The sequence below is a fragment of the Sphingomonas sp. LH128 genome (genome assembly GCF_000293195.2).
Lineage (GTDB): Bacteria > Pseudomonadota > Alphaproteobacteria > Sphingomonadales > Sphingomonadaceae > Novosphingobium > Novosphingobium resinovorum_A.
Genome location: NZ_ALVC01000375.1, coordinates 1 through 22464, shown reverse-complemented (window position 1 = coordinate 22464; position 22464 = coordinate 1). Strand labels below are relative to the sequence as shown.

At 66.3% G+C, this 22464-nt stretch carries 25 protein-coding genes; 13 read left to right on the top strand and 12 right to left on the bottom strand.

From position 1 onward, the window contains the following. The 3 genes from LH128_RS25505 to LH128_RS25495 all read right to left on the bottom strand — a co-directional run. Positions 1 to 598: MATE family efflux transporter (locus LH128_RS25505; protein WP_008832580.1), on the bottom strand; the 598-nt coding region annotated here is incomplete at its 3' end. Next, positions 595 to 1341 (bottom strand): 7-carboxy-7-deazaguanine synthase QueE, encoded by a 747-nt coding sequence (locus LH128_RS25500; protein ID WP_008832579.1) that lies wholly within the window; start codon positions 1339 to 1341, stop codon positions 595 to 597. The genes LH128_RS25500 and LH128_RS25505, both read right to left, overlap by 4 nt. Positions 1342 to 1742: 401 nt before the next feature. Next, the gene (locus tag LH128_RS25495) at positions 1743 to 4433 is read right to left on the bottom strand and encodes a valine--tRNA ligase (RefSeq protein ID WP_037521336.1); all 2691 of its coding nucleotides are present in this window, start codon (positions 4431 to 4433) and stop codon (positions 1743 to 1745) included. Between the two features lie 272 nt (positions 4434 to 4705). On the opposite strand from LH128_RS25495, the gene LH128_RS25490 reads away from it, so the two are divergent. The 5 genes from LH128_RS25490 to LH128_RS25470 all read left to right on the top strand — a co-directional run bounded on the left by LH128_RS25490 (position 4706) and on the right by LH128_RS25470 (position 9179). Then, positions 4706 to 5821 carry an ABC transporter permease gene (locus tag LH128_RS25490; RefSeq protein WP_008832577.1) on the top strand — a complete coding sequence of 372 codons (1116 nt, stop codon included), beginning with the start codon at positions 4706 to 4708 and terminating at the stop codon, positions 5819 to 5821. Further along, complete coding sequence (locus tag LH128_RS25485; protein WP_008832576.1) at positions 5818 to 6726, top strand: ABC transporter ATP-binding protein; 909 nt, start codon at positions 5818 to 5820, stop codon at positions 6724 to 6726. The genes LH128_RS25490 and LH128_RS25485 overlap by 4 nt, the downstream gene beginning before the upstream one ends. 11 nt (positions 6727 to 6737) lie before the next feature. After that, positions 6738 to 7676, top strand: a complete 939-nt coding sequence (locus LH128_RS25480) for an MlaD family protein (RefSeq protein WP_008832575.1) — start codon at positions 6738 to 6740, stop codon at positions 7674 to 7676. 11 nt (positions 7677 to 7687) lie between these two features. Further along, positions 7688 to 8296 carry an ABC-type transport auxiliary lipoprotein family protein gene (locus tag LH128_RS25475; protein ID WP_008832574.1) on the top strand — a complete coding sequence of 203 codons (609 nt, stop codon included), beginning with the start codon at positions 7688 to 7690 and terminating at the stop codon, positions 8294 to 8296. 334 nt (positions 8297 to 8630) lie between these two features. Then, positions 8631 to 9179, top strand: a complete 549-nt coding sequence (locus tag LH128_RS25470; RefSeq protein ID WP_008832573.1) for an outer membrane protein — start codon at positions 8631 to 8633, stop codon at positions 9177 to 9179. Positions 9180 to 9265: 86 nt separating this feature from the next. Here LH128_RS25470 and LH128_RS25465 read toward each other — a convergent pair whose 3' ends face one another. Genes LH128_RS25465 through LH128_RS25435 form a run of 7 tightly spaced genes read right to left on the bottom strand, consistent with a single transcriptional unit; the run spans position 9266 to position 13183 of the window. Continuing rightward, positions 9266 to 9973 (bottom strand): ATP12 family chaperone protein, encoded by a 708-nt coding sequence (locus LH128_RS25465; RefSeq protein WP_008832572.1) that lies wholly within the window; start codon positions 9971 to 9973, stop codon positions 9266 to 9268. Beyond that, positions 9970 to 10197, bottom strand: coding sequence for a hypothetical protein (locus tag LH128_RS25460; protein WP_008832571.1), 228 nt, complete (start codon positions 10195 to 10197; stop codon positions 9970 to 9972). Before LH128_RS25460 ends, LH128_RS25465 begins: the two co-directional genes overlap by 4 nt. Beyond that, positions 10194 to 10844, bottom strand: a complete 651-nt coding sequence (locus tag LH128_RS25455) for an HAD-IA family hydrolase (RefSeq protein WP_008832570.1) — start codon at positions 10842 to 10844, stop codon at positions 10194 to 10196. Before LH128_RS25455 ends, LH128_RS25460 begins: the two co-directional genes overlap by 4 nt. Continuing rightward, a complete protein-coding gene (locus LH128_RS25450) occupies positions 10841 to 12121 on the bottom strand; it encodes an RluA family pseudouridine synthase (RefSeq protein WP_008832569.1) in 1281 nt (426 codons plus the stop codon). The genes LH128_RS25455 and LH128_RS25450 overlap by 4 nt, the downstream gene beginning before the upstream one ends. Beyond that, positions 12118 to 12525 (bottom strand): fluoride efflux transporter CrcB, encoded by a 408-nt coding sequence (gene crcB / locus LH128_RS25445; protein ID WP_008832568.1) that lies wholly within the window; start codon positions 12523 to 12525, stop codon positions 12118 to 12120. The genes LH128_RS25450 and crcB overlap by 4 nt, the downstream gene beginning before the upstream one ends. A 41-nt stretch (positions 12526 to 12566) precedes the next feature. Beyond that, on the bottom strand, positions 12567 to 12953 hold the full coding sequence (locus tag LH128_RS25440; protein WP_008832567.1) for a type II toxin-antitoxin system VapC family toxin: 387 nt from the start codon (positions 12951 to 12953) through the stop codon (positions 12567 to 12569). Continuing rightward, on the bottom strand, positions 12950 to 13183 hold the full coding sequence (locus LH128_RS25435; protein ID WP_008832566.1) for a type II toxin-antitoxin system Phd/YefM family antitoxin: 234 nt from the start codon (positions 13181 to 13183) through the stop codon (positions 12950 to 12952). The genes LH128_RS25440 and LH128_RS25435 overlap by 4 nt, the downstream gene beginning before the upstream one ends. A gap of 223 nt (positions 13184 to 13406) precedes the next feature. Here LH128_RS25435 and rpsU point away from each other — a divergent pair, with 223 nt between their 5' ends. The 8 genes from rpsU to gatB all read left to right on the top strand — a co-directional run bounded on the left by rpsU (position 13407) and on the right by gatB (position 19387). Beyond that, positions 13407 to 13613, top strand: a complete 207-nt coding sequence (gene rpsU / locus LH128_RS25430) for a 30S ribosomal protein S21 (RefSeq protein WP_008832565.1) — start codon at positions 13407 to 13409, stop codon at positions 13611 to 13613. A gap of 165 nt (positions 13614 to 13778) precedes the next feature. Further along, positions 13779 to 14345 (top strand): FKBP-type peptidyl-prolyl cis-trans isomerase, encoded by a 567-nt coding sequence (locus LH128_RS25425; protein WP_008832564.1) that lies wholly within the window; start codon positions 13779 to 13781, stop codon positions 14343 to 14345. Beyond that, a complete protein-coding gene (locus tag LH128_RS25420) occupies positions 14342 to 14830 on the top strand; it encodes an FKBP-type peptidyl-prolyl cis-trans isomerase (RefSeq protein WP_008832563.1) in 489 nt (162 codons plus the stop codon). The genes LH128_RS25425 and LH128_RS25420 overlap by 4 nt, the downstream gene beginning before the upstream one ends. A 229-nt stretch (positions 14831 to 15059) precedes the next feature. Then, on the top strand, positions 15060 to 15362 hold the full coding sequence (gatC, locus tag LH128_RS25415) for an Asp-tRNA(Asn)/Glu-tRNA(Gln) amidotransferase subunit GatC (RefSeq protein ID WP_008832562.1): 303 nt from the start codon (positions 15060 to 15062) through the stop codon (positions 15360 to 15362). Between the two features lie 134 nt (positions 15363 to 15496). Beyond that, entirely contained in the window at positions 15497 to 16981 is a 1485-nt protein-coding gene (gene gatA / locus LH128_RS25410; protein WP_008832561.1) for an Asp-tRNA(Asn)/Glu-tRNA(Gln) amidotransferase subunit GatA, read from the top strand. Between the two features lie 207 nt (positions 16982 to 17188). Then, a complete protein-coding gene (locus LH128_RS25405; RefSeq protein WP_008832560.1) occupies positions 17189 to 17476 on the top strand; it encodes an AbrB/MazE/SpoVT family DNA-binding domain-containing protein in 288 nt (95 codons plus the stop codon). Between the two features lie 26 nt (positions 17477 to 17502). After that, a complete protein-coding gene (locus LH128_RS25400) occupies positions 17503 to 17883 on the top strand; it encodes a type II toxin-antitoxin system VapC family toxin (RefSeq protein WP_086013096.1) in 381 nt (126 codons plus the stop codon). Between the two features lies 1 nt (position 17884). Then, positions 17885 to 19387, top strand: a complete 1503-nt coding sequence (gatB, locus tag LH128_RS25395) for an Asp-tRNA(Asn)/Glu-tRNA(Gln) amidotransferase subunit GatB (protein WP_008832558.1) — start codon at positions 17885 to 17887, stop codon at positions 19385 to 19387. Positions 19388 to 19842: 455 nt separating this feature from the next. On the opposite strand, the gene LH128_RS25385 is transcribed toward gatB, so the two are convergent. Then, positions 19843 to 20148: a hypothetical protein gene (locus LH128_RS25385; protein ID WP_008832556.1), complete on the bottom strand. Its 306-nt coding sequence runs from the start codon at positions 20146 to 20148 to the stop codon at positions 19843 to 19845. Then, a partial coding sequence (locus tag LH128_RS25380) for a M16 family metallopeptidase (RefSeq protein WP_008832555.1) occupies positions 20145 to 22464 on the bottom strand: 2320 nt, incomplete at its 5' end. The genes LH128_RS25385 and LH128_RS25380, both read right to left, overlap by 4 nt.

Below are 22464 nucleotides of genomic sequence, written 5' to 3'. Positions count from 1 at the left end.
CCGCCAGGATCATGGCGTAGAGCGGCGTCTTGGAATCGCCGACGCCGCGCATGCCCATCGAGACGATCATGTTCACGCTTGCCAGCGGGATCGTCACGAAGATCACCTGCAGGTAAGCGAGTGCATCGGCGCGGCTGGCGGCAGGTGTGCCGAGCTTGTCGAGCAGCGCTCCCGCACCGAACCAGCCGATCACGCCGGTCGCGATCGAGATCAGGATGCAGAAGCCGACGCCGGTGCCGAAGGTGCGCCGCGCCGCGACGATGTCACGCGCACCGAAATGCTGGCCCACGCGCACCGTCGTCGCCATGCCGAAGCCGAAGACGGCGGCGAAGACGAGGAACATCACGATGTTGGCGTTGGCTGTCGCCGCCAGCGCGCTCTCGCCCAGCAGGCGCCCGACCCAGATCGCGTTGACCGAACCGTTCAGCGTCTGCAGCACGTTGGACAGCAGCATCGGGATCGAGAAGAACAGCAGCGTCTTCAGGATCGGGCCTTTGGTGAGATCGCCGCGCATCGCCGGGCGCGCGGGCGCTTCGACCTGCGGAGTGTCGGCGGTCGAGCTGTCCTCGCACAGCGGGATGGGCGATGCTTCGTTCATGTGCCTCTCGTGTCGCCCCAAAGATGGATGTGCAAGCGGTCCGTGAACCGCAAGCCATGCTGCGAGCAGAAATCCGCCAGCCAGCCCGACCGTTCCCGGATGACATCGCTGGAGCGGCCTTCGGGCATCAGGAACAGGCGGGCGCCGGGGATGGCGTAAGTCTGTTGCAGGGCCATGACTTCGTCGAGGTCGTCGCGGGTGGCGACGACGAACTTGAAGAAGGCGCGCGGTTCAGCGGCCCAGGCGGCGAGGCGTTCGGGCAGCAGGGCGAGGGTATCGGGGTTGCCGCTGTGCGCCAGCTTGGGGCTGACGTTGTATTGGTCGATCCGGGCGTCGAGCGCAGGGTGCGGGGCGACGGTGGAGTTGGTCTCGACTTCGACGTGCATGCCGGGGCGGATTTCGTCGAGCGCCTTGACCATGCGGGCGAGCGCGGCGCCCTGCAGCAACGGCTCACCGCCGGTGATGACGAGGCGGTCGGGCACCAGATCGGCCACCGCCTGCGCGAGGTCCGCTTCCTCCATCGTCACCTGGTTCTCGCGCCGTTCGAAGGCGAGGTCGTCGCGGTGGAAGCGGTTGTCGCCGGTGAAGCGCCAGGTGTAGGCGGTGTCGCACCACTGGCACGCGAGGTTGCAGCGCGAGAGGCGCACGAACGTGCTCGGTCTGCCCATCGAGGGGCCTTCGCCCTGCAGCGAGGGGAAGATTTCCGGCTGGCCGGGGGTGGTGGTGGCTAGGGTCAGGGTCATGGTTTCAGGGGATCATCGGGGCGTCACAAGGTGACAGGGTTTACACGGTTTACACGGTCCAGAGGGAAAAGGTGTCACCTTGGGCCGATTTGGCGGTGAAAGTGTCACCTTGTGGGCGAAACCTGTCACCTTGCGGTGAAAAAGTGTCACCTTGCAGCACGAGAAGTGTCACCTTGCGCGACGTGCATGTGTAACCTTGGGGAGAAGCGGACATGGCGCGATCATGGCAGAGGCCGCCGCTGTAGGACAGCGCATCCTCCCCGGTACGGGGAGGGGGGCCACCCGCAGGGTGGTGGAGGGGCACAGGCGGCTTACGTGACGCCTGCCTGCAGACATCACGCGAACCGAGGGTGCCCCTCCACCATGCTTCGCATGGTCCCCCTCCCCCGATGGGGGAGGATTCAGCCCAGACGTGCCAGTGCCGCCGCCAGACGCTCCGCCTCGGCGGAGTGCGCGGCGTGATCGGCGCGGGCCTTCTCGACCGCCTCGGGCTTGGCCTTCTGCGCGAAGGCCGGGTTGTCGAGGCGCTTGCCCAGCGAATCCCGCTCCTTGATCGAGGCGGCATGCGCCTTTTCCAGACGGGCCTTCTCGGCGGCGATGTCGATCACGCCTTCGAGCGGGATCGCCAGCATTGCGTCGCCCGCGCCGACCTGCATCGCCGCGCCCGCAGGAGCTGCCTCGAAGCGGATGCCGTCGAGGCGGGCGAGGCGGTCCACCACCGCCGGGTTGCGCTCGATCACGGCGCGCGTCTCGGCGGAAGGGTCGGCGAGGTAGGCGGTCAGGCGCGCGCCGGGCGAGATCCCCAGTTCCGCCTTGGCACCGCGCAAGTTGCCGACGAGAGCGATCAGCCACTCGACTTCAGCCTTGGCATCGGCGTCCACCGCAGCCTCGGGTGCGGGCCATGCGGCGACGATCAGTTCGGCCTCGCGGGTGCCGGTCTTGCTCCACAGCTCTTCGGTGACGAAGGGCATGAAGGGGTGCAGCATCACCAGAATCTGGTCGAGCACCCAGCCGGCGACGGCCTTGGTCTCCTCATCGAACGAACCCTTGATGAGTTCGATGTACCAGTCGCAGAACTGGTTCCAGACGAAGTGGTAGATCGCGTTGGCGGCAGCGTCGAAGCGCAAGTCGGCCATCGCCTTGTCGAGCGCGGAGACGGTTTCCACGACTTCGCCGATGATCCAGCGGTTGACCGCTGACGTCGCCTTGGGCGCGGCGACCGAAGTGCTGCCGACGATGCCGTTGGACTGGCAGAAGCGTGCGGCGTTCCACAGCTTGGTGGCGAAGTTGCGATACCCCTCGACGCGCTTTTCATCCATCTTCGCGTCGCGGCCCTGGCTTTCCATGGCGGTCATGAAGAAGCGCAGCGCGTCGGCGCCGTACTGGTCGATGAGGCCCAGCGGATCGACGACGTTGCCCTTGGACTTGGACATCTTCTGCCCGTCGGCGGCGCGCACGAGGCCATGGAGGTAGAGCCGCTTCCACGGCACTTCCTTCATGAAGTGGATGCCCTGCATCGCCATGCGCGCATCCCAGAAGAACAGGATGTCGAAGCCCGAGACGAGCAGGTCGCCCGGGTAGTGCTTCTTGAGCAGCGCCGAATCCTGATCGGGCCAGCCCAGCGTCGCGAATGGCCAGAGCGCCGAGGAGAACCACGTATCGAGCACGTCGTTGTCGCGGGTCAGCGCCTTGTTACCGGCGAGGGCCTGCGCCTCTTCCTCGGTCTCGGCGACGAAGATCTCGCCGTCTTCGGAGTACCAAGCCGGGATGCGGTGTCCCCACCACAGCTGGCGGCTGACGCACCACGGCTGGATGTTCTCCATCCAGTTGAAGAAGGTCTTCTCCCACGACTTCGGGACGATCTCGATCGAGCCGTTTCGCACGGCTTCCATCGGCGGGATGGCGAGCGTGGCGGCATCGACGTACCACTGGTCGGTCAGCCAAGGCTCGATCACCACGCCGCCGCGGTCGCCGTAGGGCGTAGCGATGGTGCGCGGCTCGGCGTCGTGCTCGACTTCGTTGCCTTCCTTGTCCTTGGTGACGTGCGGGATCAGGAGGCCAAGCTCCTTCATCGCCTCGACCACGGCAGCGCGCGCGTCGAAGCGGTCCAGCCCGATGAAGTGGTGCGGGATCAGGCCGTCCGCCGTCTGGCAGACCTTCGCCTCGGCATCGAGCATGTTGAGCATGTCGCGCGCCTCGATCCCGGCGCGCTTGCCGACTTCGAAGTCGTTGAAGTCATGCCCCGGGGTTATCTTCACCGCGCCCGAGCCGAGTTCCGGGTCGGCGTGCTCGTCCGCGACGATGGGGATCTCGCGGCCGGTGATCGGCAGGGTGACGGTCGCCCCGCGCTCCAGCAGCGGCTTGTAGCGCTCGTCGGCGGGGTTCACCGCGACGGCCATGTCGGCCAGCATCGTCTCGGGCCGCGTGGTGGCGACCTCGATATGGCCCGAACCGTCCGAGAGCGGATAGTTGAAGTGCCAGAAGTGGCCCTGGATCTCGCGCGTCTCGACCTCGAGGTCGCTGATCGCGGTCTTGAGCTTGGGGTCCCAGTTCACCAGCCGCTTGTCGCGGTAGATCAGGCCCTGCTTGTGCAGGTCGACGAAGACCTTGACCACGGCCTTGGTGAAGTGCGGGTCCATGGTGAACTGCTCGCGGCTCCAGTCCATCGAGCAGCCGAGGCGGCGCAGCTGGCCGGTGATGGTGCCGCCGCTCTCGGCCTTCCATTCCCAGACCTTCTCGATGAAGGCTTCGCGCGTGTAGTTGGTGCGCTTGTCCTGGCGCTGCTCCATCTGGCGCTCGACCACCATCTGGGTGGCGATGCCCGCATGGTCGGTGCCGACCACCCACAGCGCGTCCTTGCCGCGCAGGCGCTCGTAACGGATCACCACGTCCTGCAGCGTGTTGTCGAGCGCGTGGCCGATGTGGAGCGAGCCCGTCACGTTCGGCGGCGGGTTGACGATGGTGAAGGGCGCGGCATCGGGGCGCTCGGGGCGGAACAGGTTGTTCTGTTCCCAGTGGGCGTACCACTTGGCCTCGATCCCGGCGGGGTCGAAAGTCTTGTCGAGAGCGGGTTCTGCGATCTGGTCGGTCATGGCGTCGGTCATGGCCGGGGCCATGCCAAAGGGCGGGTTTCGGCGCAAGGACGATTCCCCGTCATCCCAGCGAAGGCTGGGACCGCTGGCCGCGTAAAGCCCACCCCTCGGCAGGGCGTACTGACGATAGGTGGCATTAACAGGCCAGCGGTCCCAGCCTTCGCTGGGATGACGAAGTGTGTTGGGTGACGGGGTGCAATCAAAGTGACACATCTCGTCGCCAGCATGGAACATCTTGCCGGTCCATGGTTTTTCCCCCAAAGCGAGCGAACATGCGGGAATGGGCTGAATTCACCCTGTCGGAAAACGACCAAGGCGCCGACCATGTCCTGGCGCTGAAGGGACCGCTTTGCGTCCATTCGCTGGGCAATCTCGACGCCAAGCTGCATGGCCTGAGCGGGAATTTCACCCGCGTGGACATGTCCGGCGTCACCGATATCGACACCACCGGCGCCTGGCTGGTCACGCACTACGCCAACCAGCGCGGGCTGGAGATCACCGGGGAGAACGAGCAGGCGCGCCGCCTCTTCGCCGCCATTGGCAACATGCACGAGCATGAGGCCGAGCCGGAACCCAAGCTGCCCTTCATCACCCGCCAGTTGGACGAACTCGGCGATCTGATGGCGAACTGGGGGCGGGGCATCGTCAAAGTGCTCGACTTCCTGGGCGAACTGATCCTCGCCCTCGGCGCGGTGATCCGCCGCCCGTCGAAGCTGCGCGGCACGGCGCTGGTGTTCCACATGCAGTATGTGGGCATCAACTCGCTGTGGATCATCGGGCTGATGAGCTTCCTCATCGGCATCGTCATCGCGCAGCAGGGCGCGGTGCAGCTCGCGCAGTTCGGCGCGGAGTTCTATACGATCAACCTGACCGGCCGCCTGTCGATGCGCGAACTGGGCATCCTGATGACCTCGATCATGGTCGCGGGCCGCTCGGGCTCGGCCTTCGCGGCGCAGATCGGCACGATGAAGCTGACCGAAGAAGTGGACGCGATGCGCACCATCGGCGTTTCGCCGGTGCAGGCGCTGGTGGTGCCGCGCGTGCTCGCCTCGATGCTGATGATGCCGCTGCTGGGCTTTTACAGCTCGGTCCTTGCGATCATCGGCGGCGCGACGATCGGTGGTCTGGCCCTCGACATTCCGTTCTGGACTTTCCTGCAGCGCACGCAGGAAGTGGTGCCGATCACCGACGTCTACATCGGCCTGATCAAGGCGCCGGTCTTCGCGCTGATCGTGGCGCTCGCGGGCTGCTACCAGGGCATGCAGGTGACCGCCAACGCCGAGGAAGTCGGCGCGCGCACGACGCAGGCGGTGGTCACCGCGATCTTCACGGTGATCGTTCTCGACGCCTTCTTCGCCATCTTCTTCACGAAAATCGGTTGGGCATGACGGACCTCTCGGACGATTATCAGGGCGAATACCCGATCCTCGTCGAAGGGCTGCGCAGCGCCTTCGGTGAGCACGTGATCCACGAGGACCTCGACCTCAAGGTCCGCAAGGGCGAGATCCTGGGCGTCGTCGGCGGTTCGGGCACCGGCAAGTCGGTGCTGATGCGCTCGATCATCGGGCTGCAGCAGCCGGCGGAGGGCAGCATCACCGTGCTCGGCCACAAGATGGGCGAGGCGACCGAGGACGAGGATATCGACTTGCGCTCGCGCTGGGGCGTGCTGTTCCAGGGCGGGGCGCTGTTCTCGACCCTGACGGTGGGTGAAAACGTGGAGGTCCCGCTCAAGCAGTTCTTTCCCGAGATCACCGACAGCTTGCGGGCCGAGATCGCCCGCTTCAAGGTGCGCCTTTCGGGGCTCCCGGAAAACGCCGCGTTCAAGTTCCCGAGCGAGCTTTCGGGCGGCATGAAGAAGCGCGCAGGGCTTGCCCGCGCACTGGCGCTGGACCCCGAACTGCTGTTCCTCGACGAGCCGACCGCGGGCCTCGACCCGATCGGCGCTGCCGCGTTCGACAGCCTGACGCGCGAGCTGAAGGAAACGCTGGGGCTCACCGTCTTCCTCATCACCCACGATCTCGACACGCTCTATGCGATCTGCGACCGGGTGGCGGTGCTGGCGGACAAGAAGGTCATCGCGGTGGGGACGATCCCGGAACTGCTGGCGCTCGACCATCCGTGGATACAGGAATACTTTAACGGCCCGCGTGGCCGCGCGGCGCTTGCCGCGAAGGACGATCCGCCAATGTCCGAAAAGGCTTTGCCGGAACACATGAAATCGGAACATGGGGCCGCCGAGGCGGTTCAAGCTAGTTCGCCGTCCGACACGGACAGCAAGAAGTCGGAGGCATAGGGGCGCAGGCGATGGAAACCAAAGCCAATCACGTCTGGGTCGGAGTCGTCACGCTCGTCCTGCTGGCGGCGCTCGCGGCGTTCGTCATCTGGATCGCGCGGCTCAACGAAGGCGCCCAGAACGAATACGACATCTTCTTCAAGCAGTCGGTGGACGGCTTGGCCAAGGGCTCGGAAGTCGGCTACGCGGGCGTGCCTTCGGGCCAGGTCACGCAGATCGAGCTGTGGCCGCAGGACCCCAGCTTCGTGCGCGTGCGCGTCAAGGTCGATGAGAAGGTGCCGATCACGGTGGGCACCACCGCGACCATCCAGGGCAGCTTCACCGGCGTTTCCGACATCCAGCTGGAAGGCGCCGTCAAGGGCGCGCCGCTGCTGACCGAGCCGGGGCCGGAAGGCGTGCCGGTCATCCCGACCAAGCGCGGCGGCTTCGGCGAACTGCTGACCAACGCGCCGCTGCTGATGGAACGCCTCGCCACGCTGACCGAGAACCTCAACCAGCTGATGAGCGCGGAAAACCGTAAGTCGATCACCGGCATCCTCGCCAATACCGACAAGATGACCAAGGACCTGTCGCAGGCGACACCGCAACTGCGCGCGACGATGAGCGAACTGCAGGGCTCCCTGCAGCAGGCGACGCGCACCCTCGCCGCGTTTGAAGGCGTGGCGCACAAGGCTGACAACCTGCTGGGCGACGAGGGCAGTTCGCTGGCCGACCAGCTGCGCAAGACGCTGGCTTCGGCGCAGAAGTCGATGGACCAGCTCGACAAGACGATGGCTCACGCGCAGCCCGCGCTGGATCAGGTGTCCGAGCAGACCCTGCCCGCCGCCGAGAGCGCGATCCGCGATCTGCGCGCCACCAGCAAGGCGCTGCGCAGCCTGACCGAGAAGATCGACGAGCAGGGCGCCGGAGCGCTGCTCAAGGGGCAGAAACTGCCCGACTATAAGCCGTGAGGGGTATCGCGATGAACCGCCACTATACGAAAAGGCTGGCTTGCGGGCTGCTCGCAGCTGTCGCCGCTTTCTCCGTCGCCGGCTGCGTCAGCCTCGGCAGCGATCCGCCGGACGACCTGTTGAAGTTGACCCCGCAGGAAAGCGCCCCTGTAGGCACCACCACCACCGGGACGCTCAGCGACGCCATTGTCGTGCTCGACCCGGAGGCCGATCGCGGCCTCGACGTGTTGCGCGTGCCGGTGACGGTCAATGCATCCAGCGTCGCCTATCTCAAGGAAGCGCTGTGGGTGGAAAAGCCGACGCGCCAGTTCCGCTCCCTGCTGGCGGAAACACTGCGCGCCCGCACCGGCCAGCTGGTGGTTGAGGGCGGCGACTTCGAGGTCACCGGCAAGACGCTCATCGGCGGCCGCCTGCTGCAGATGGGCTATGACGCGCAGCGCAGCGCCGTCGTGGTACGCTTCGATGCGGTGCGCTCGGAGCGCGGCGGCGGCCCGCTGCAGACGAAGCGCTTCGAGGCCGTGGTGAACGGCGTGGAGGCCAAGGCCAATCCGGTCGGCGTCGCGCTCAATCAGGCGGCGAACGATGTCGCGCGGCAGGTGGCGGACTGGGTCAAGGGTTGACCGCCTCGCTGCGTGGAGCGCGGGTGGCGTTTCGCGAAGGACTGGGATTAATTAAAAAGTCCATGTGAAGCGCCTTCGCGATATAAAAGAGACGAAGGTAAAAAGTTTTCGTTCGCATATCGCGCTTAAATCACGGCAAACGAATGAATTGACGGGAAACGGTTGAAAATGCCGTTTCTCAACATTCTTTGCTGTTGCCTGTCGTCAACAGTGACGCTTTGATGACAATCCAGAAACAACTCTTTGGTTTGACGGCAATTTCGCTCCCGCTAAGGGGCGCCTCCCTGCTGCCGGTAACGGTGCGGGTGCGACAAGAATATTGCAGGAGCATACCATGAAGAAGTTCGTCCCGGTGGCCGTTGCCGCCGCGCTGTTCGCCGTTCCGGCCGCCGCCCAGGCACAGGCTTTCGTGCAGGTGGAAACCGGTCTCGACTCGATCTCGGTCGGTGGCGAATCGGACGAGGGCGTCGCCTACGGCATCAGCGCCGGCTACGACATTCCCCTGTCGAACGGCCTGTTCGTCGGCATCCAGGGCACTGCCGCCGACAGCACCACCAAGGAATGCGCGTCGGCCGGTGCCGAGCGTCTCTGCATCAAGACCGGCCGCGATCTCGCCGCTGTCGTGCGCCTCGGCACCCAGGTCGGTGAGCGCAGCAAGATTTACGTGCTCGGCGGCTACACCAACGCCCGCCTGCGCGTGACTTACACCGATGGTATCGACAGCTACGGTGAAGGCGCCAATAGCGACGGCTTCCGTCTCGGCGCAGGCGCTCAGTACGACTTGTCGGACCGCCTTTTCGTTAAGGCCGAGTACCGTTACTCGAACTACGAAAGCGATTTCAGCCGCCACAACGCGCTCGTCGCGCTGGGCGCCAAGTTCTGATCTCAGGACATGGGGCGGGCGCCGTAGGCGTCCGCTCTTGCCAAAAGACCCGCCCGGCTCTCGCCGCGGCGGGTTTTTTTTCCGTTTCAGCGGGAGAGTGCGGCCAGTGCGATCGCCAGCCTGAACGCCTCGAACCGGGCGGCGCGGCGTTCGGTGGCTTCCCAGTCCTCGCCCCAGAGTTCGACCTGCCAGTCGGCCTCCAGTTCGGCGGCCTTCCACAAGGCTTCGGCATCGGCGCCGGGACGGATCGCCTCCAGCGCGATGACCAGCGAGGCGGAGAGGCTCGACAGCATCTTGAGCGCGGCCAGTTCGAAATCGCTGCAGGCGTCCAGTTCGCTGCGCAGACACGCCAGCGTCGGTCCCGGCTGCGGCTTGTGGATGATGCCGGAGATGCGTGTGAAAGTGACGCCAAGCCGCGCCTCTGCGGATGAGAGCACGGGCTCCCACATTTCCATCTGCCGCTTGTAGAGCGCCTCGTCCGGGTCGGCGCGGTAGCACAGGGTGTCGGTCTCGGCGTAAGGCAGCAGTTCGGCGATGACGGTGCCGCGCGCGGGCGCGACGGCGTCGATCGCGAAGTCGGCAAGGTCGCGGTAGTGGAAGGTCGCGGTGTCGATCTCCTCGCCCTGTCTGGCCCATTCGGCGGCCAGCGCCTGCGCCAGCGCCTGCGTCGGCACGACTTGCGGGCGACCGCCTGCGGTGCGGATTGGGCGGCCGTCGAGGACCGCGCGCCAGCCCGAGTCTTCTGGGCCGTTTTCGGTCTGCTCGGCGGTCGCTTCCTTGTAGAAACGCTTCATTTGGGTGTGCGCCACTTTCTGATGAGAATCGCGGGCAGGACGAAGGCGTCGATCAGCCCGTTGGCGAGGAGGAGGTAGGCGACCCATGCCGGTGCGCCGGGAAAGATACGGCCTTGCGTCATCAGCAGGCCGAGCACGACGAAAGCGACACCGGCGATGCGCACGATATTGATGATCGCGAAGCGCAGCGCTGCGGGATCGCGATCGGGTTTCGGCTGGCTCACCTGAGCAAGTGCTCCAGCAACTGCGCCGGGGTCTCGGCGACCATTTCGGCGCCCGCTTCGGACAGTTCGCGCGGGTGGTGATAGCCCCAATCCACGCCGACCGCGCGGACTTGCGCGGACGTCGCCATCTGCATGTCGTAGGCCGTGTCGCCGATCATCACGGCTTCCGACGCCTGCGCGCCCGCTTCGAACAAAGCCTCTTCCAGCATCGCGGGGTGGGGCTTGGAGGGATGACGGTCGGCGGTCTGGAGCGTCACGAAGAGGTCGGCGATGCCGTTCGCCTCAAGGCAGAAGCCGAGGCCGCGATCCGACATGCCGGTGGCGACGCCCAGCGTCCAGCCATTCGCATGAAGGGCGCGCAAGGTGTCCTCGATCCCCGGGAACAGCGGCTGGGCGACACGGCCCTGTTCGCGCGCGGTGCGGAACGAGAGCTTGTAGGCCTCGGCCATGGCGTGTTGCTGCTCGGCGTCCGAATCGGGCAGCAACTGGCGGATCGCCTGAGGCAGCGAAAGCCCGACCGCACGCCGGATGCTCCCGCGCGTCGGTGAAGGCAGCGAGAAGGCGGCGAAGGCCGCCTCCATCGCCTCGCAGATCGGCGCCTGCCCATCGACGAGGGTGCCGTCGCAGTCGAAGACCGCCAGTTTCACCGGGACCTGCCTCGCGGCGCGCCGCCGGGCTTGGGAGCGGAGCGCGCTGCGCCCGTGCGCGGACCGGAAGGCTTGCCACCGGGACGTGCGGGCTTGCCGCCCGGCTTCCCGAACGACTTGCCCGCAGGCTTTCCGGGCGCCTTTCCGCCGGGCTTGCTGCCGGGCTTGCTCAGCCGCGTCTGGCCCGAGCCGGGGCCATCGCTGCGCTTGCGGCGCTCGCCCCGGCGTTCCTTGCGGTATTCCTTGGCGTGCTGCTTGGCGGCCTTCTTCTGGTCTTCCTTGGTGAACTCGGCCGGAGCCTCGATCTCGGTGTCGCCTTCCGATTCGACGAAGCCCAGCTGCTCCAGCGAATTGGCGAAGTGCTCAGGGAGAGGGGCGGTGACGTCCAGCGGGGCGCCGTCCGGGTGCTCGATCAAGAGGCGGCGTGCGTGGAGGTGCATCTTGCGGCTGATCGATCCGGTCAGGAATGCCTCCTGGCCGCCGTACTTGCCGTCGCCGACGATCGGGTGGCCGATCGCCGCCATGTGGACGCGCAGCTGGTGGGTGCGGCCGGTCAGCGGGTGCAGCTCGACCCAGGCGGCGCGGTTGCCGGCGCGATCGATCACGCGGTAGCGGGTGCGGGCGGTCTGCCCTTCCTTCTCGTCCACGTGCATCTTCTCGCCGCCGGTGCCCGGCTGCTTGGCGAGCGGCAGTTCGATCATGCCGTCGTTGATGCTCGGCACCCCGACCACCAGCGCCCAGTAGATCTTCTTGGCGGTGCGGCCGGAGAACCGCTTGGAGAAGAACGCCGCGCTGCCCGGGGTGCGGGCTATCAGCAGGACGCCCGAGGTGTCCTTGTCGAGTCGGTGGACGAGGCGCGGGCGCGGGCCTTTCTCGACATAGGCGTCGAGCAGGCCGTCGACGTGCTCCTTCATGCCCGAGCCGCCCTGCGTGGCGAGGCCCGGCGGCTTGTTGAGCACGATCGCGGCGCGGTCCTGCGTCAGCACCATCGAATCGGCGAGTTCGATCTCGGCCTCGGTCAGTTCGCGGCGCGGGCGTTCGCCGCTCGCCGAAGCCTTCTGCTCGCCGCCGGGCGGCACGCGCAGGGTCTGGCCCGCTTCCAGCCGGGTGTCGACGTCGGCGCGCTTGCCGTCGACGCGAATCTGGCCGGTGCGCGCCCAGCGCGAGACCATCGCGAAGCCCACCTTGGGCAAGTGCCGCTTGAACCAGCGGTCGAGGCGGACGCCGTCGTCATCCTGACCGACGGTGAATTGACGGACGATATCGATATTGCTCATGCCACGCTCCGCATAACAAAAAGGCCGAGGAACAGGCCGCCGAATCCGGCGAGCAGTGACAGGGCGGTATAAAAGGCAGCGGTGGCGATCTCGCCCCGCTGGATCAAGGTGGCGAAATCGAGGCTCATCGACGAGAACGTCGTGAAGCCGCCGAGCACGCCCACGGTGACGAACAGGCGGGTGCCTTCGCCGGTATTGCCATGACGGGCGAACCAGCCGGTCACCAGTCCCATCAGCAGGCTTCCCACGACATTGACGGTCAGCGTGCCATAAGGAAAGACGCCCGCGCGCACCGGGCCGAGCGCAGCGGTCCAGCCGCGCCCGACGAGGAAGCGCAGCCACGAGCCGAACGCGCCGCCGAGGGCCACATAAAGAGAGGCCAGTATAAAGGAAGGTTGGGGCATGGCGCCGCCTTAGCCGCGAATCGCCGGAATTCCAATCCGCCCTACCAGAGCCGCTGCACTGCAAATCCGTCGAACAGCGCTTCGTTGGAAATGAGCACCATGTCTTCGGCCTGCGCCTGTGCAATCAGCAGGCGGTCGAACGGGTCCTTGTGAGCGATGTTCATCTGCCCGGCGAGGCGGGCATGCGTGATGCTGATCGCCAGTTCGTCGAACCCTTGCGCCGCGACGATGCGTTCGAAATCCCGCGCGAGCACGGCCGCGCCGTCCAGCTTGCCGATCCGGTGCTTGGTGGCGATCTCCATCGCGGAAGCCGCGCTGACGGCGACAGTGTTGGTGGTATCGGCGATCGCCTCGCGGGCGCGAACCGACAGATGATCGTCGCCCGCCAGCCACCAGATCAGTGTGTGCGTGTCGAGCAGCAGCTTCAATCGAGGTTCCAGGCGCCGAGTTCATCAGCGGGAAGTGGCTCGAAGAAGGCATCGTCCACGCTGATCGCGCCCTTGAGCGCGCCGAACTTGCGTTCGCCGATCGGATTTATCGGGACCAGACGCACGGCAGGAACGTTGCCGCGTGCGATCACCACTTCTTCGCCCGCCAGCACGCTGACGATCAGGCGGGATAGGTTGGTCTTGGCCTCGTGGACGGAAACCTGAGTCATCGTGATGCTCCTTAGCCAGATATATAGCTAAGGAGATGCATTGCGGCAAGCTGCAGGCTTTGCGGGTGATTGGTCTTGTCTTAGAGCCGTCACTTTGCTAACGGGCCGCTCAATCAGCTGCCTCCGAGTCCGGCGGCGGCCTTTTATTGGCTCTAGATTCGCAGCACGCCGCGCCGAACCGGATGCGTGGCGGCTTCGTCTGTTTTGTGAGGTGTTTCGGTTTATGCAGATTCTCGTCCGCGACAACAACGTCGATCAGGCTCTTCGTGCGCTCAAGAAGAAGCTGCAGCGTGAAGGCGTGTATCGTGAGATGAAGCTGCGCCGTCACTTCGAGAAGCCGTCGGAAAAGCGTGCTCGCGAAAAGGCTGCCGCCGTTCGCCGCGCTCGCAAGCTTGAGCGCAAGCGCGCCGAGCGCGACGGCTCGAAGTAAGAGCTTTCCTGCGCTTTGGCGCAGGGCACCTTTAAATCTGGATCAGCGGCTTGAATGCCGCGCCGGGTTGAGCCATGAGGGCGCGGAATCACCATTCCGCGCCCTTTGTGCATCTGCAAGGGATGCCAGCCCGGGCGCTTCAAAAGAATACGAGGGCCACAGACGATGACAGAGATCACCCGCGTTGCGCTGCAGCCGATCGAAAAGGGCGCTGTTTCCAAGATCTGGATCGGTGTCGTCGCGATCGCTCTGGCCTCGGCCGGTGTGGCCTATGCCGCGCTGCCGCCCGCGCCCACCGTCAAGACGCTGACCGCCGGCACCGGCGCCTCGCCGACGATGGAAGACGTCGTGCTCATCAACTACAAGGGCATGCTGACCGACGGCAAGGTGTTCGACGAGAACAAGAACTACCCCAACCCTGTCGCGCAGTTCGTGCCCGGCTTCTCCAAGGCGCTGATGAAGATGCAGCGCGGCGGCAAGTACGACGTCACGATCCCCGCCGAGCTGGCTTACGGCGCCAACCCGCCCGCCGGTTCGCCGATCCCCGCGAACGCCGACCTCAAGTTCGAAGTCGAGCTGATCGACTACAAGAGCCTTGCCGAAATCCGCCAGCAGCAGCAGATCCTGCAGCAGCTTCAGCAGATGCAGGGCGGCGCGGGCGCACCGGGCGGCGCTCCGGGCGCGATGCCTCCGGGCGCGGAAGCACCGGCTGCTCCGGCTCCGGCGCAGTGAAGGCAGCGATCGCGGCGCTGCTCCTCGTGGCAGCGCCCTCGGCCGTGTTCGCGCAAGCTGCCCCAAAGCCCGCTGCCCCGGCGGCGACGCCTGCGGCTCCGCAGGTCAAGGTCGAGGCGATCAAGGCCGGGACCGGCGGCAAGCCGCCCGAGCATGGCTATGTGCTGATCAACTACAAGGGCATGCTGCAGGACGGCACCGTGTTTGACCAGAACGAGCAGATGCCGATGGCGCTGGACGAAGTCGTCCCCGGCTTTGCGCAAGGGTTGCTCCAGATGGAGCGCGGCGGGCGCTACCGCCTGACCATTCCGCCTGAACTCGGTTACGGTGCGCAGGCGTCCGGCCCGATCCCGGCGAATTCCACGCTGGTCTTCGAGATCGACCTGCTCGACTTCAAGACGCCTGAGGAAATCCAGGCGATGATGGCGCAGATGCAGGCCCAAGCGGCCCAGCAGCAGGGCGAGGCAGCCAAGCCCGCGCAGTAAATACGTCGTCCCGGACTTGATCCGGGACCGGTGGCTGTCTTTAGGCGCGGCCTTGCAGCGCGCGCGGTCAGGTGGGCTGTTCACGGTCTGCGGTCCCGGAGCAAGTCCGGGACGACGCACGCTTGAAGCCGCGTCGCCCCGCTGCTAGCGCACCGCTATCGAATTTCCGCCCGCCGTGCTTCCATGCGCGGCGGGCTCAACCGTAAAAAGGCCAAGGGACAAAAAAGCCATGTCGGTCGATACCGCAACCGTGGCGAAGATCGCCAGCCTCGCGCGCATCAAGGTGAGCGAGCAGGAACTTGAGGCCATGGTGCCCGAACTGAACGGCATCCTCGCCTGGGTGGAGCAACTCGGGCAGGTCGACACCGACGGCGTTGAGCCGATGACCGCCGTGATCCCCAACACCCTGCGCCTGCGCGACGACGTGATCGACGCCGACCCGCTGACCGGCGGCGACAAGCGCGACGCGGTGCTGGCCAATGCGCCCGCCGCGCAGCACGGCTTCTTCGGCGTGCCCAAGGTGATCGAATAAGCCTTTGGATTATCCCGATCCTTCGACAAGCTCGCAGATGAGCGGAGTTGGGGGAGAGAGACTTTAAATCTATCCCCGCTCATGCTGAGCTTGTCGAAGCAAGCACGGGCAGCACACAAAATCTGGAATGCAGCATGACTGACATTACCGACCTTGGCGTAGCCGCCATCCGCGACGGCGTCGCCGCCGGAACCTTCTCCGCCGTCGAAGTGGCCGAGGCGTTCAACGCCAACGTCGCGGCGGCGCAGGACGCGCTGAACGCCTTCATCGTCGCCACGCCCGACCACGCGATCGCCGCCGCCAAGGCCATCGACGCCAGGCGCGCCGCCGGCGAAGCGCTCGGCCCCATGGGCGGCGTGCCCATCGGCATGAAGGACCTGTTCGCCACCAACGGCGTGCAGACCACCGCCGCCAGCCACATCCTCGAAGGTTTCGTGCCGCAGTACGAATCGACCGTCTCGCAGAAGCTGTGGGATGCGGGCGCGGGCCTGCTGGGCAAGCTCAACCTCGACCAGTTCGCGATGGGCTCTTCGAACGAGAGCAGCCATTTCGGCTCGGTCGTGTCGCCCTGGCGCCGGCCTGGCAGCAATGCGCCGCTGACGGCGGGCGGCTCCTCGGGCGGCTCCTCGGCGGCGATCGCGGCGCGGCTCGTGCCTGCCGCCACCGGCACAGACACCGGCGGCTCGATCCGGCAGCCCGCCGCCTATACCGGCACCACCGGCATCAAGCCGACTTACGGGCGCTGTTCGCGCTGGGGCGTGGTGGCTTATGCCAGTTCGCTCGACCAGGCGGGCGCCATGGCGCGCGACGTGACCGACTGCGCGATCATGCTGGAAAGCATGGCCGGGTTCGACCCCAAGGACGCGACCAGCCTGAACCTGCCGGTGCCGGACTGGACCGCCGCTCTGTCGGGCGACCTCAAGGGCAAGAAGGTCGGCATCCCGAAGGAATACCGCGTCGAGGGCATGCCCGCCGAGATCGAGGCGATCTGGGAGCAGGGCATCGCCTGGCTCAAGGACGCGGGCGCCGAAGTGGTCGAAGTCTCACTGCCGCACACGCAGTACGCGCTGGCGACCTACTACATCATCGCGCCTGCCGAAGCCTCGTCGAACCTCGCGCGCTATGACGGCGTGCGTTACGGCCTGCGCGACCTGCCCGACGGTGCGGGACTGCAGGACATGTACGCCGCTACCCGCGCCGACGGTTTCGGGGCCGAGGTCAAGCGCCGCATCCTGATCGGCACTTACGTGCTGTCGGCGGGCTTCTACGACGCCTATTATACCAAGGCGCAGAAGGTGCGTGCGCTGATCTCGCAGGACTTCGCGAAGGCGTTCGAGCAGGTCGATGTCCTCCTGACCCCGACCGCGCCGAGCGCCGCCTTTGCCCTTGGCGAAAGCAACGAAGACCCGATCGCGATGTACCTCAACGACGTGTTCACGGTGCCGGCGTCGCTGGCGGGCCTGCCCGCGATGTCGGTGCCGGCGGGCCTCGACGCGCAGGGGCTGCCGCTGGGTCTCCAGATCATCGGCCGCCCGCTGGACGAGCAGGGCGTGCTGAACGCGGGGCTGGCCATCGAAGGCCGCGCGGCATTCGCGGCGAAGCCGGAGACGTGGTGGTAAGCTGGTTCGAACTGGTCGTCTCAGTCATTGAAGGGCTGGGCGACCTGTTCGCGCGGCCCTCGCGCGAAAAGGCCGCGCGGCGGCGTGAGGCGCCTGCGAAGGCGGACGCGCCGCCCCGCTCGCGCCATGGGTTCCTACGTCCGAAACGGAGGCATCGGCCCAGTCGCTGCGTTGACGGTAATGCGGGCGAGAGGTAATACTTTCGCCGTGAAGTTCGAGTCCAACATGACGGTCAAGGGCCAGGTTACGGTGCCCAAGGACATCCGCGATGCGCTGGGCCTCAAGCCCGGCCAGGCGGTGGCGTTCGAGTTGGACGGCGACGGCAATGCCCGCATCATCCGTGCCGACGATCCGGCGCGGATCGAAGCGCGCAAGGAAGCATTTCTGGGCCGCCTGCACGAAACGCGAGCGAAATTTGCGGGCAAGGCGCTGGATCCGGACATGGACGGGCTCGAATACCAGCGCATGATGCGCGGCGACGGGCCGGAAGTGTGATCTTCGATTCGAATGTCGTCATCGACATGCTCGGCAACCGCGCTCCCGACTATTTCCACCAGCGGATCGCCGATCTGGGCGCGGCAAGCGACCTGTTCGTCACCGAGATCATCTTCGCCGAGATTTCCGGCAATTACGGTTCCGCGCAGGACGTTGCCGACCTGTTCGAAGGATTCGGTCTGAAAATCGTGCGGCTGTCGCTGCCCGATTGCCACCGGGCCGGAACGGCATACAGGCAATACCGGCGCAACGGCGGCGTCCGCACCAGCATCCTGCCCGATTTCCTGATCGGCGCGCAGGCGGCGAACCGGGGCTGGCCTATTGTCACGCGGGACCGTAAGGGGTTCGCGACGTATTTTCCCGAGGTCGACTTGATCGACCCGTACATCGACACAAGTAAGGCTTGAGATGTCCACTTCCACCTATCGCATCCAGGGCGCCACCGGGGACTGGGAGGTCGTGATCGGCCTCGAAGTCCATGCGCAGGTCACGTCCAATTCCAAGCTGTTCTCCGGCTCGGCGACGGCGTTCGGCGCGGAGCCGAACACGCAGGTTTCGTTGATCGATGCCGCGATGCCGGGCATGCTGCCCGTGCCGAACCGCGAGTGCATCCGTCAGGCTGTGCGCACCGGCATGGCGATCGACGCGCAGATCAACAAGTGGTCGCGCTTCGATCGCAAGAACTACTTCTACGCCGATCTTCCGCAGGGCTACCAGATCAGCCAGCTCTACCACCCGCTCGTCGGCGAAGGCTCGCTGACGATCGAGGCGGACGAGAAGGCAGGTATCCCCGAGGACAAGGTCATCGGCATCGAGCGCATCCACGTCGAGCAGGATGCGGGCAAGCTGATGCACGATCAGCACCCGACGATGTCCTATGTCGACCTCAACCGTTCGGGCGTGGCGCTGATGGAGATCGTCAGCCGTCCGGACATGCGCTCGCCTGCGGAGGCCGGGGCCTATGTCGCCAAGCTGCGCACGATCCTGCGCTATGTCGGCTCGTGCGACGGCAACATGGACCAGGGCTCGATGCGCTGCGACGTCAACGTCTCGGTCCGCAAGCCCGGCGACGAGTTCGGCACCCGTACCGAAACCAAGAACGTCAACTCGGTGCGCTTCGTCATGCAGACGATCGAGCACGAGGCGAACCGTCAGGTCGATGTGATCGAGGGCGGCGGCAAGATCGTGCAGGAAACCCGTCTGTTCGACCCGAACAGTGGCACCACCCGCTCGATGCGCTCGAAGGAAGACGCGCACGACTATCGCTACTTCCCCGATCCCGACCTGCTGCCGCTGGAACTGGACGATGCGTTCCTGGAGGCGTGCCGCGCCTCGCTGCCCGAACTGCCGGACGCCAAGCGCGCGCGCTATGAAGGCGAACTGGGGCTGTCGGCCTACAACGCCGCGGTGCTGACCACCGACGTCGACACGTTCCAGTGGTTCGAGGCGCTGCTGGCCGAGACCGCTTCGGCGCAGGGCAAGGCGCCTGCCGAAGTCGCCAAGCAGGCGGCGAACTGGCTGATCTCCGAGTTCTTCGGCGCGCTCAACAAGCTGGGCAAGAGTCTCGAGGATTCGCCGGTCAGCCATGCGCAGGCCGCCGAACTGCTGGCGCTGGTCGGCAAGGGTACGATCTCCGGCTCGATCGCCAAGCAGGTGCTTGAGATCATGCTCGAAACCGGCGATAGCGCGGGTGTCATCGTCGAGCGCGAGGGGCTGAAGCAGGAATCGGACACCGGCGCCATCGAGGCCAAGGTGGACGAGATCCTCGCCGCCAACGCCGACAAGGTCGCGCAGTACCGCGAGGGCAAGGTGGCGCTGTTCGGCTTCTTCGTCGGCCAGACGATGAAGGCGATGCAGGGCAAGGCCAACCCGCAGGTCGTCAACGAAATCCTGAAGGCCAAGCTGGGCTGAGATTTCATAGCCTGACGAAAAAGCCGCCGTGCCGTTTCTTGGGTCCGGCGGCTTTTTTGTGTCCGCTGTGCAACTCTTGTTGTCCCGGGAAGGGACTGTTCGCAATAATCCGCTTGTATTCGCAATTCGCGGTGCTATCGATTGCGCGAAGACCGGGGGGGTCTTTCCAACAATTTCGCGCTGGCGTGCCCAAGGGGCATCGTCCGCGCATTCGGCGAAGCGGGGCATCTGGCTCCGCGCGCTGCACGAGCTCACCTGGGGGGGTGAGGGGGCCCGGCATTGCGCCACAGTGGAGCGCGCGGTGTCGGGCCTTTGCAGTTTTCCGGAAGTATTCGCACCCATCTTCGTCATTGCGAGCACAGCGAAGCAATCCAGGGCGGTTTACGCGGCCCTGGATTGCTTCGCTGTGCTCGCAATGACGAGGGGAGAGTAGGGGACGAGTGTGGTCTGATGGCTCAGCCCGCGCGCCGCGTTCCCGTCAGTTCCATCGCGCCGAACATCCCGGCTTTCACCGTGCCGGTCAGCGCATCGCCCTCGACAGTGGCGCTGCAGTCGAGGTCCATCGGCATCGGCACGGTCATCTTCATCGACCACGTCAGGGTCTGCCCGGCAATGCGGCCGCTGGTCACGTCCATGCTGCCGAGGTCGCCGGTGATGTTCCCGGAGAAGCTGTCGCCTGCTCCGGGCTCGATGGTGAGGACGCCCTTCTGGCGGCCCAGCGGGGTATTGGTGACGCAGTCGTACGTGCCGGCAACGGTCATTCGGAAGCTCCTTCGCTCTCGTTCTCGCCCGCGACGCTGGGTGCGGGGCGGACCTCTACGGGCAAACCCAGGGCCTTGAGCTGCGGTTCCACGATCTTGCGGTCGCCGACGATCACCCAGGTCAGGTCGGCGGGCTGCAGATACTGCGCCGCCGCGCCGCCGATCCGCTTCGCGTCGATGCCGCGATAGGTCTGCGCGAGCTTCACATAGTAATCTTCAGGCCGTCCCAGCCGGTCGTTCTTGACGATGGCGGCGAGCACTTGCGCATTCGTCTCGAAGTCGTTGGGCAAGCTGCGGATCGCGCCGTCGGTGACGCGCTGGTACTCCTCGGCCGAAATCGGCTGCTTCGTCGGCAGGGCGCTCATGTCGGCGATGATGGCGCGGATCGAATCGCCCGTGCGGTCGGCCTGCACGGGTGCCATGACCTGCATCGTCACCGGCCCCGTCGCTTGGCTGATGCCCGAGCGTACGCCGTAGCTCCAGCCCTTTTCCTCGCGAATGTCGAGGTTCAGGCGCGAGAGGAAGCCGTTGCCGACGACGTCGTTCGCCAGCATCAGCGATTCCTCGTTCGGCGTGCGGCCGGTCAGCGGCAGCACCCGCCCGGCGAGGATCACCGACTGCGGCGAGTTCGGCCGGTCGATCAGCACTACGCGCGATGCGGGTGCGGGCGTCGCGGTGTCGAGCGATTTCATCGGCTTGGGTGCGGCCGGGGCCTTCCAGCCGCCGAACGCCTTTTCCAGCAGCGGCTTGAGCTGCTCCATGGTCACGTCGCCGACCACGGTGATCCGCGCGAGGTCGGGGCGCAGCCACTTGGCGTGGGCGGCGCGCAGCGCCTCGGGCGTGAGGGCGGCGAGCGCGGTATCGCTGCCGAGGCCGTCGCCGGGCTGGGCATAAGGATGGGTGCCGAAGAGTTCGCCGCTCATCGTACGCGAGGCCAGCGCGCTCGGCGTCGATTGGGCCTGCGCCAGTTCGGCCTGCGCCTGTCCGCGCGCGCGGTCGAAGTCGGCCTGCGCGAAAGCCGGATGCAGCAGCACGTCGGAGGCCAGAGCCAGCGAGGGCGCGAGATTGTCGCTCAGTGCGCTCAGCGTCAGGCTGCTGGTGTCGAGGCTGGCACCGGTGCCGATCGAGGCGCCGAGGCGCTCCTGTTCCTCGGCGATCTGGGTGGCGTTGCGGGTCTTGGTGCCTTCCTCGAGCATGCCGAGCATCAGCCCCTGCGTGCCCGGCGTGTCGAGCGCATCGGCCGCGTACCCGGCGTCGAAGTCGATCGACAGGACCAGCTTGGGCACCGTGGTCCGCCGCGCCAGCGTGACGGGGATGCCGTTCGAGAGCGTGGTGCGCTCGATCGCCGGGAAGGCGAGGGCGCTGACCGGCGCGACCGGCGGCGCACTGCGCCTGGGCGCGGGGGCGAGCTTTGGGGCTTTGGCGGCCTTGCCTGCCGCTGCGGGCGGGTTGGCGGCTTCGTCACCCCAGCCGCCCATCTTCGCGCCGTCCTCGGTGCGTGCACCCGGCACCACCGCGATCTTATAGACCGGGCGGCCGAGCCACCTGGACATCGCGGTGCGCACGGCGTCGGGCGTCAGCGCGGCGATGGCCTGCAGGTCCGCCTTGTACTTGGCCGGATCGTTCGAATAGACTTGCCCTTCGGCGAGGGTCGCGCCCTTGCCGGAGAAGCCGCCGACCTGCTCCAGCCCGCCGATCTCGCTCGACAGGATGGAGGTGACAGCGCGGCGCACTTCGTCCTCGCTCGGCCCCTTGGCGACGAAATCGGCGATGACTTTGTCGAGCGCGGCTTCGGCCTTGGCGCGCTGGACGCCGGGCTTCACGTCCATCGAGGCGTCGAGGAAGCTGGCCTGCTCGAACGTCTGGGCAGAGGCGGTGACGGAGACGGCAAGCTGCTGCCCGCGCACCAGTTCGTTGTCCAGCCGTGAGCTGGCGAGGCCGCCGAGGATGTGCATGCCGATGCGCAGGGCGGGGGCGTCCGCATCGTTGAGCCCGGGGCCGCTCCAGTCGCGGCTGAGGCGCAGGGTCGGCACCTGATCGGTCAGGTCGCGCGAGATCGGCGCGGACAGGGTGACCGGCCCGGCCGCGACGGGAGCGACTTCAGGCCCCTTCGGGATGGCGCCGAACCACTTCTCGACCTTGGGCTTCGCGGTCGCCGCGTCGATGTCGCCCGAGAGGACGAGGACGACGTTGTTGGGGCCGTAATGGTCGGTGAACCACTTGCGCACGTCGGTCAGGCTGGCGGCGTCTAGGTCGGCCATCGAGCCGATCGTCGAGTGGTGATAGGGGTGGCCGACCGGGAACAGGCCCTCGGCC

Excerpts from the sequence above, each read along its gene's own strand:
- LH128_RS25500 (WP_008832579.1), bottom strand. The coding sequence starts at position 1,341 with ATGACCCTGACCCTAGCCACCACCACCCCCGGCCAGCCGGAAATCTTC.
- LH128_RS25495 (WP_037521336.1), bottom strand. The coding sequence starts at position 4,433 with ATGACCGACCAGATCGCAGAACCCGCTCTCGACAAGACTTTCGACCCC.
- LH128_RS25490 (WP_008832577.1), top strand. The coding sequence starts at position 4,706 with ATGCGGGAATGGGCTGAATTCACCCTGTCGGAAAACGACCAAGGCGCC.
- LH128_RS25485 (WP_008832576.1), top strand. The coding sequence starts at position 5,818 with ATGACGGACCTCTCGGACGATTATCAGGGCGAATACCCGATCCTCGTC.
- LH128_RS25480 (WP_008832575.1), top strand. The coding sequence starts at position 6,738 with ATGGAAACCAAAGCCAATCACGTCTGGGTCGGAGTCGTCACGCTCGTC.
- LH128_RS25475 (WP_008832574.1), top strand. The coding sequence starts at position 7,688 with ATGAACCGCCACTATACGAAAAGGCTGGCTTGCGGGCTGCTCGCAGCT.
- LH128_RS25470 (WP_008832573.1), top strand. The coding sequence starts at position 8,631 with ATGAAGAAGTTCGTCCCGGTGGCCGTTGCCGCCGCGCTGTTCGCCGTT.
- LH128_RS25465 (WP_008832572.1), bottom strand. The coding sequence starts at position 9,973 with ATGAAGCGTTTCTACAAGGAAGCGACCGCCGAGCAGACCGAAAACGGC.
- LH128_RS25450 (WP_008832569.1), bottom strand. The coding sequence starts at position 12,121 with ATGAGCAATATCGATATCGTCCGTCAATTCACCGTCGGTCAGGATGAC.
- crcB (WP_008832568.1), bottom strand. The coding sequence starts at position 12,525 with ATGCCCCAACCTTCCTTTATACTGGCCTCTCTTTATGTGGCCCTCGGC.
- LH128_RS25435 (WP_008832566.1), bottom strand. The coding sequence starts at position 13,183 with ATGACTCAGGTTTCCGTCCACGAGGCCAAGACCAACCTATCCCGCCTG.
- rpsU (WP_008832565.1), top strand. The coding sequence starts at position 13,407 with ATGCAGATTCTCGTCCGCGACAACAACGTCGATCAGGCTCTTCGTGCG.
- LH128_RS25425 (WP_008832564.1), top strand. The coding sequence starts at position 13,779 with ATGACAGAGATCACCCGCGTTGCGCTGCAGCCGATCGAAAAGGGCGCT.
- gatC (WP_008832562.1), top strand. The coding sequence starts at position 15,060 with ATGTCGGTCGATACCGCAACCGTGGCGAAGATCGCCAGCCTCGCGCGC.
- gatA (WP_008832561.1), top strand. The coding sequence starts at position 15,497 with ATGACTGACATTACCGACCTTGGCGTAGCCGCCATCCGCGACGGCGTC.
- LH128_RS25400 (WP_086013096.1), top strand. The coding sequence starts at position 17,503 with ATGCTCGGCAACCGCGCTCCCGACTATTTCCACCAGCGGATCGCCGAT.
- gatB (WP_008832558.1), top strand. The coding sequence starts at position 17,885 with ATGTCCACTTCCACCTATCGCATCCAGGGCGCCACCGGGGACTGGGAG.
- LH128_RS25385 (WP_008832556.1), bottom strand. The coding sequence starts at position 20,148 with ATGACCGTTGCCGGCACGTACGACTGCGTCACCAATACCCCGCTGGGC.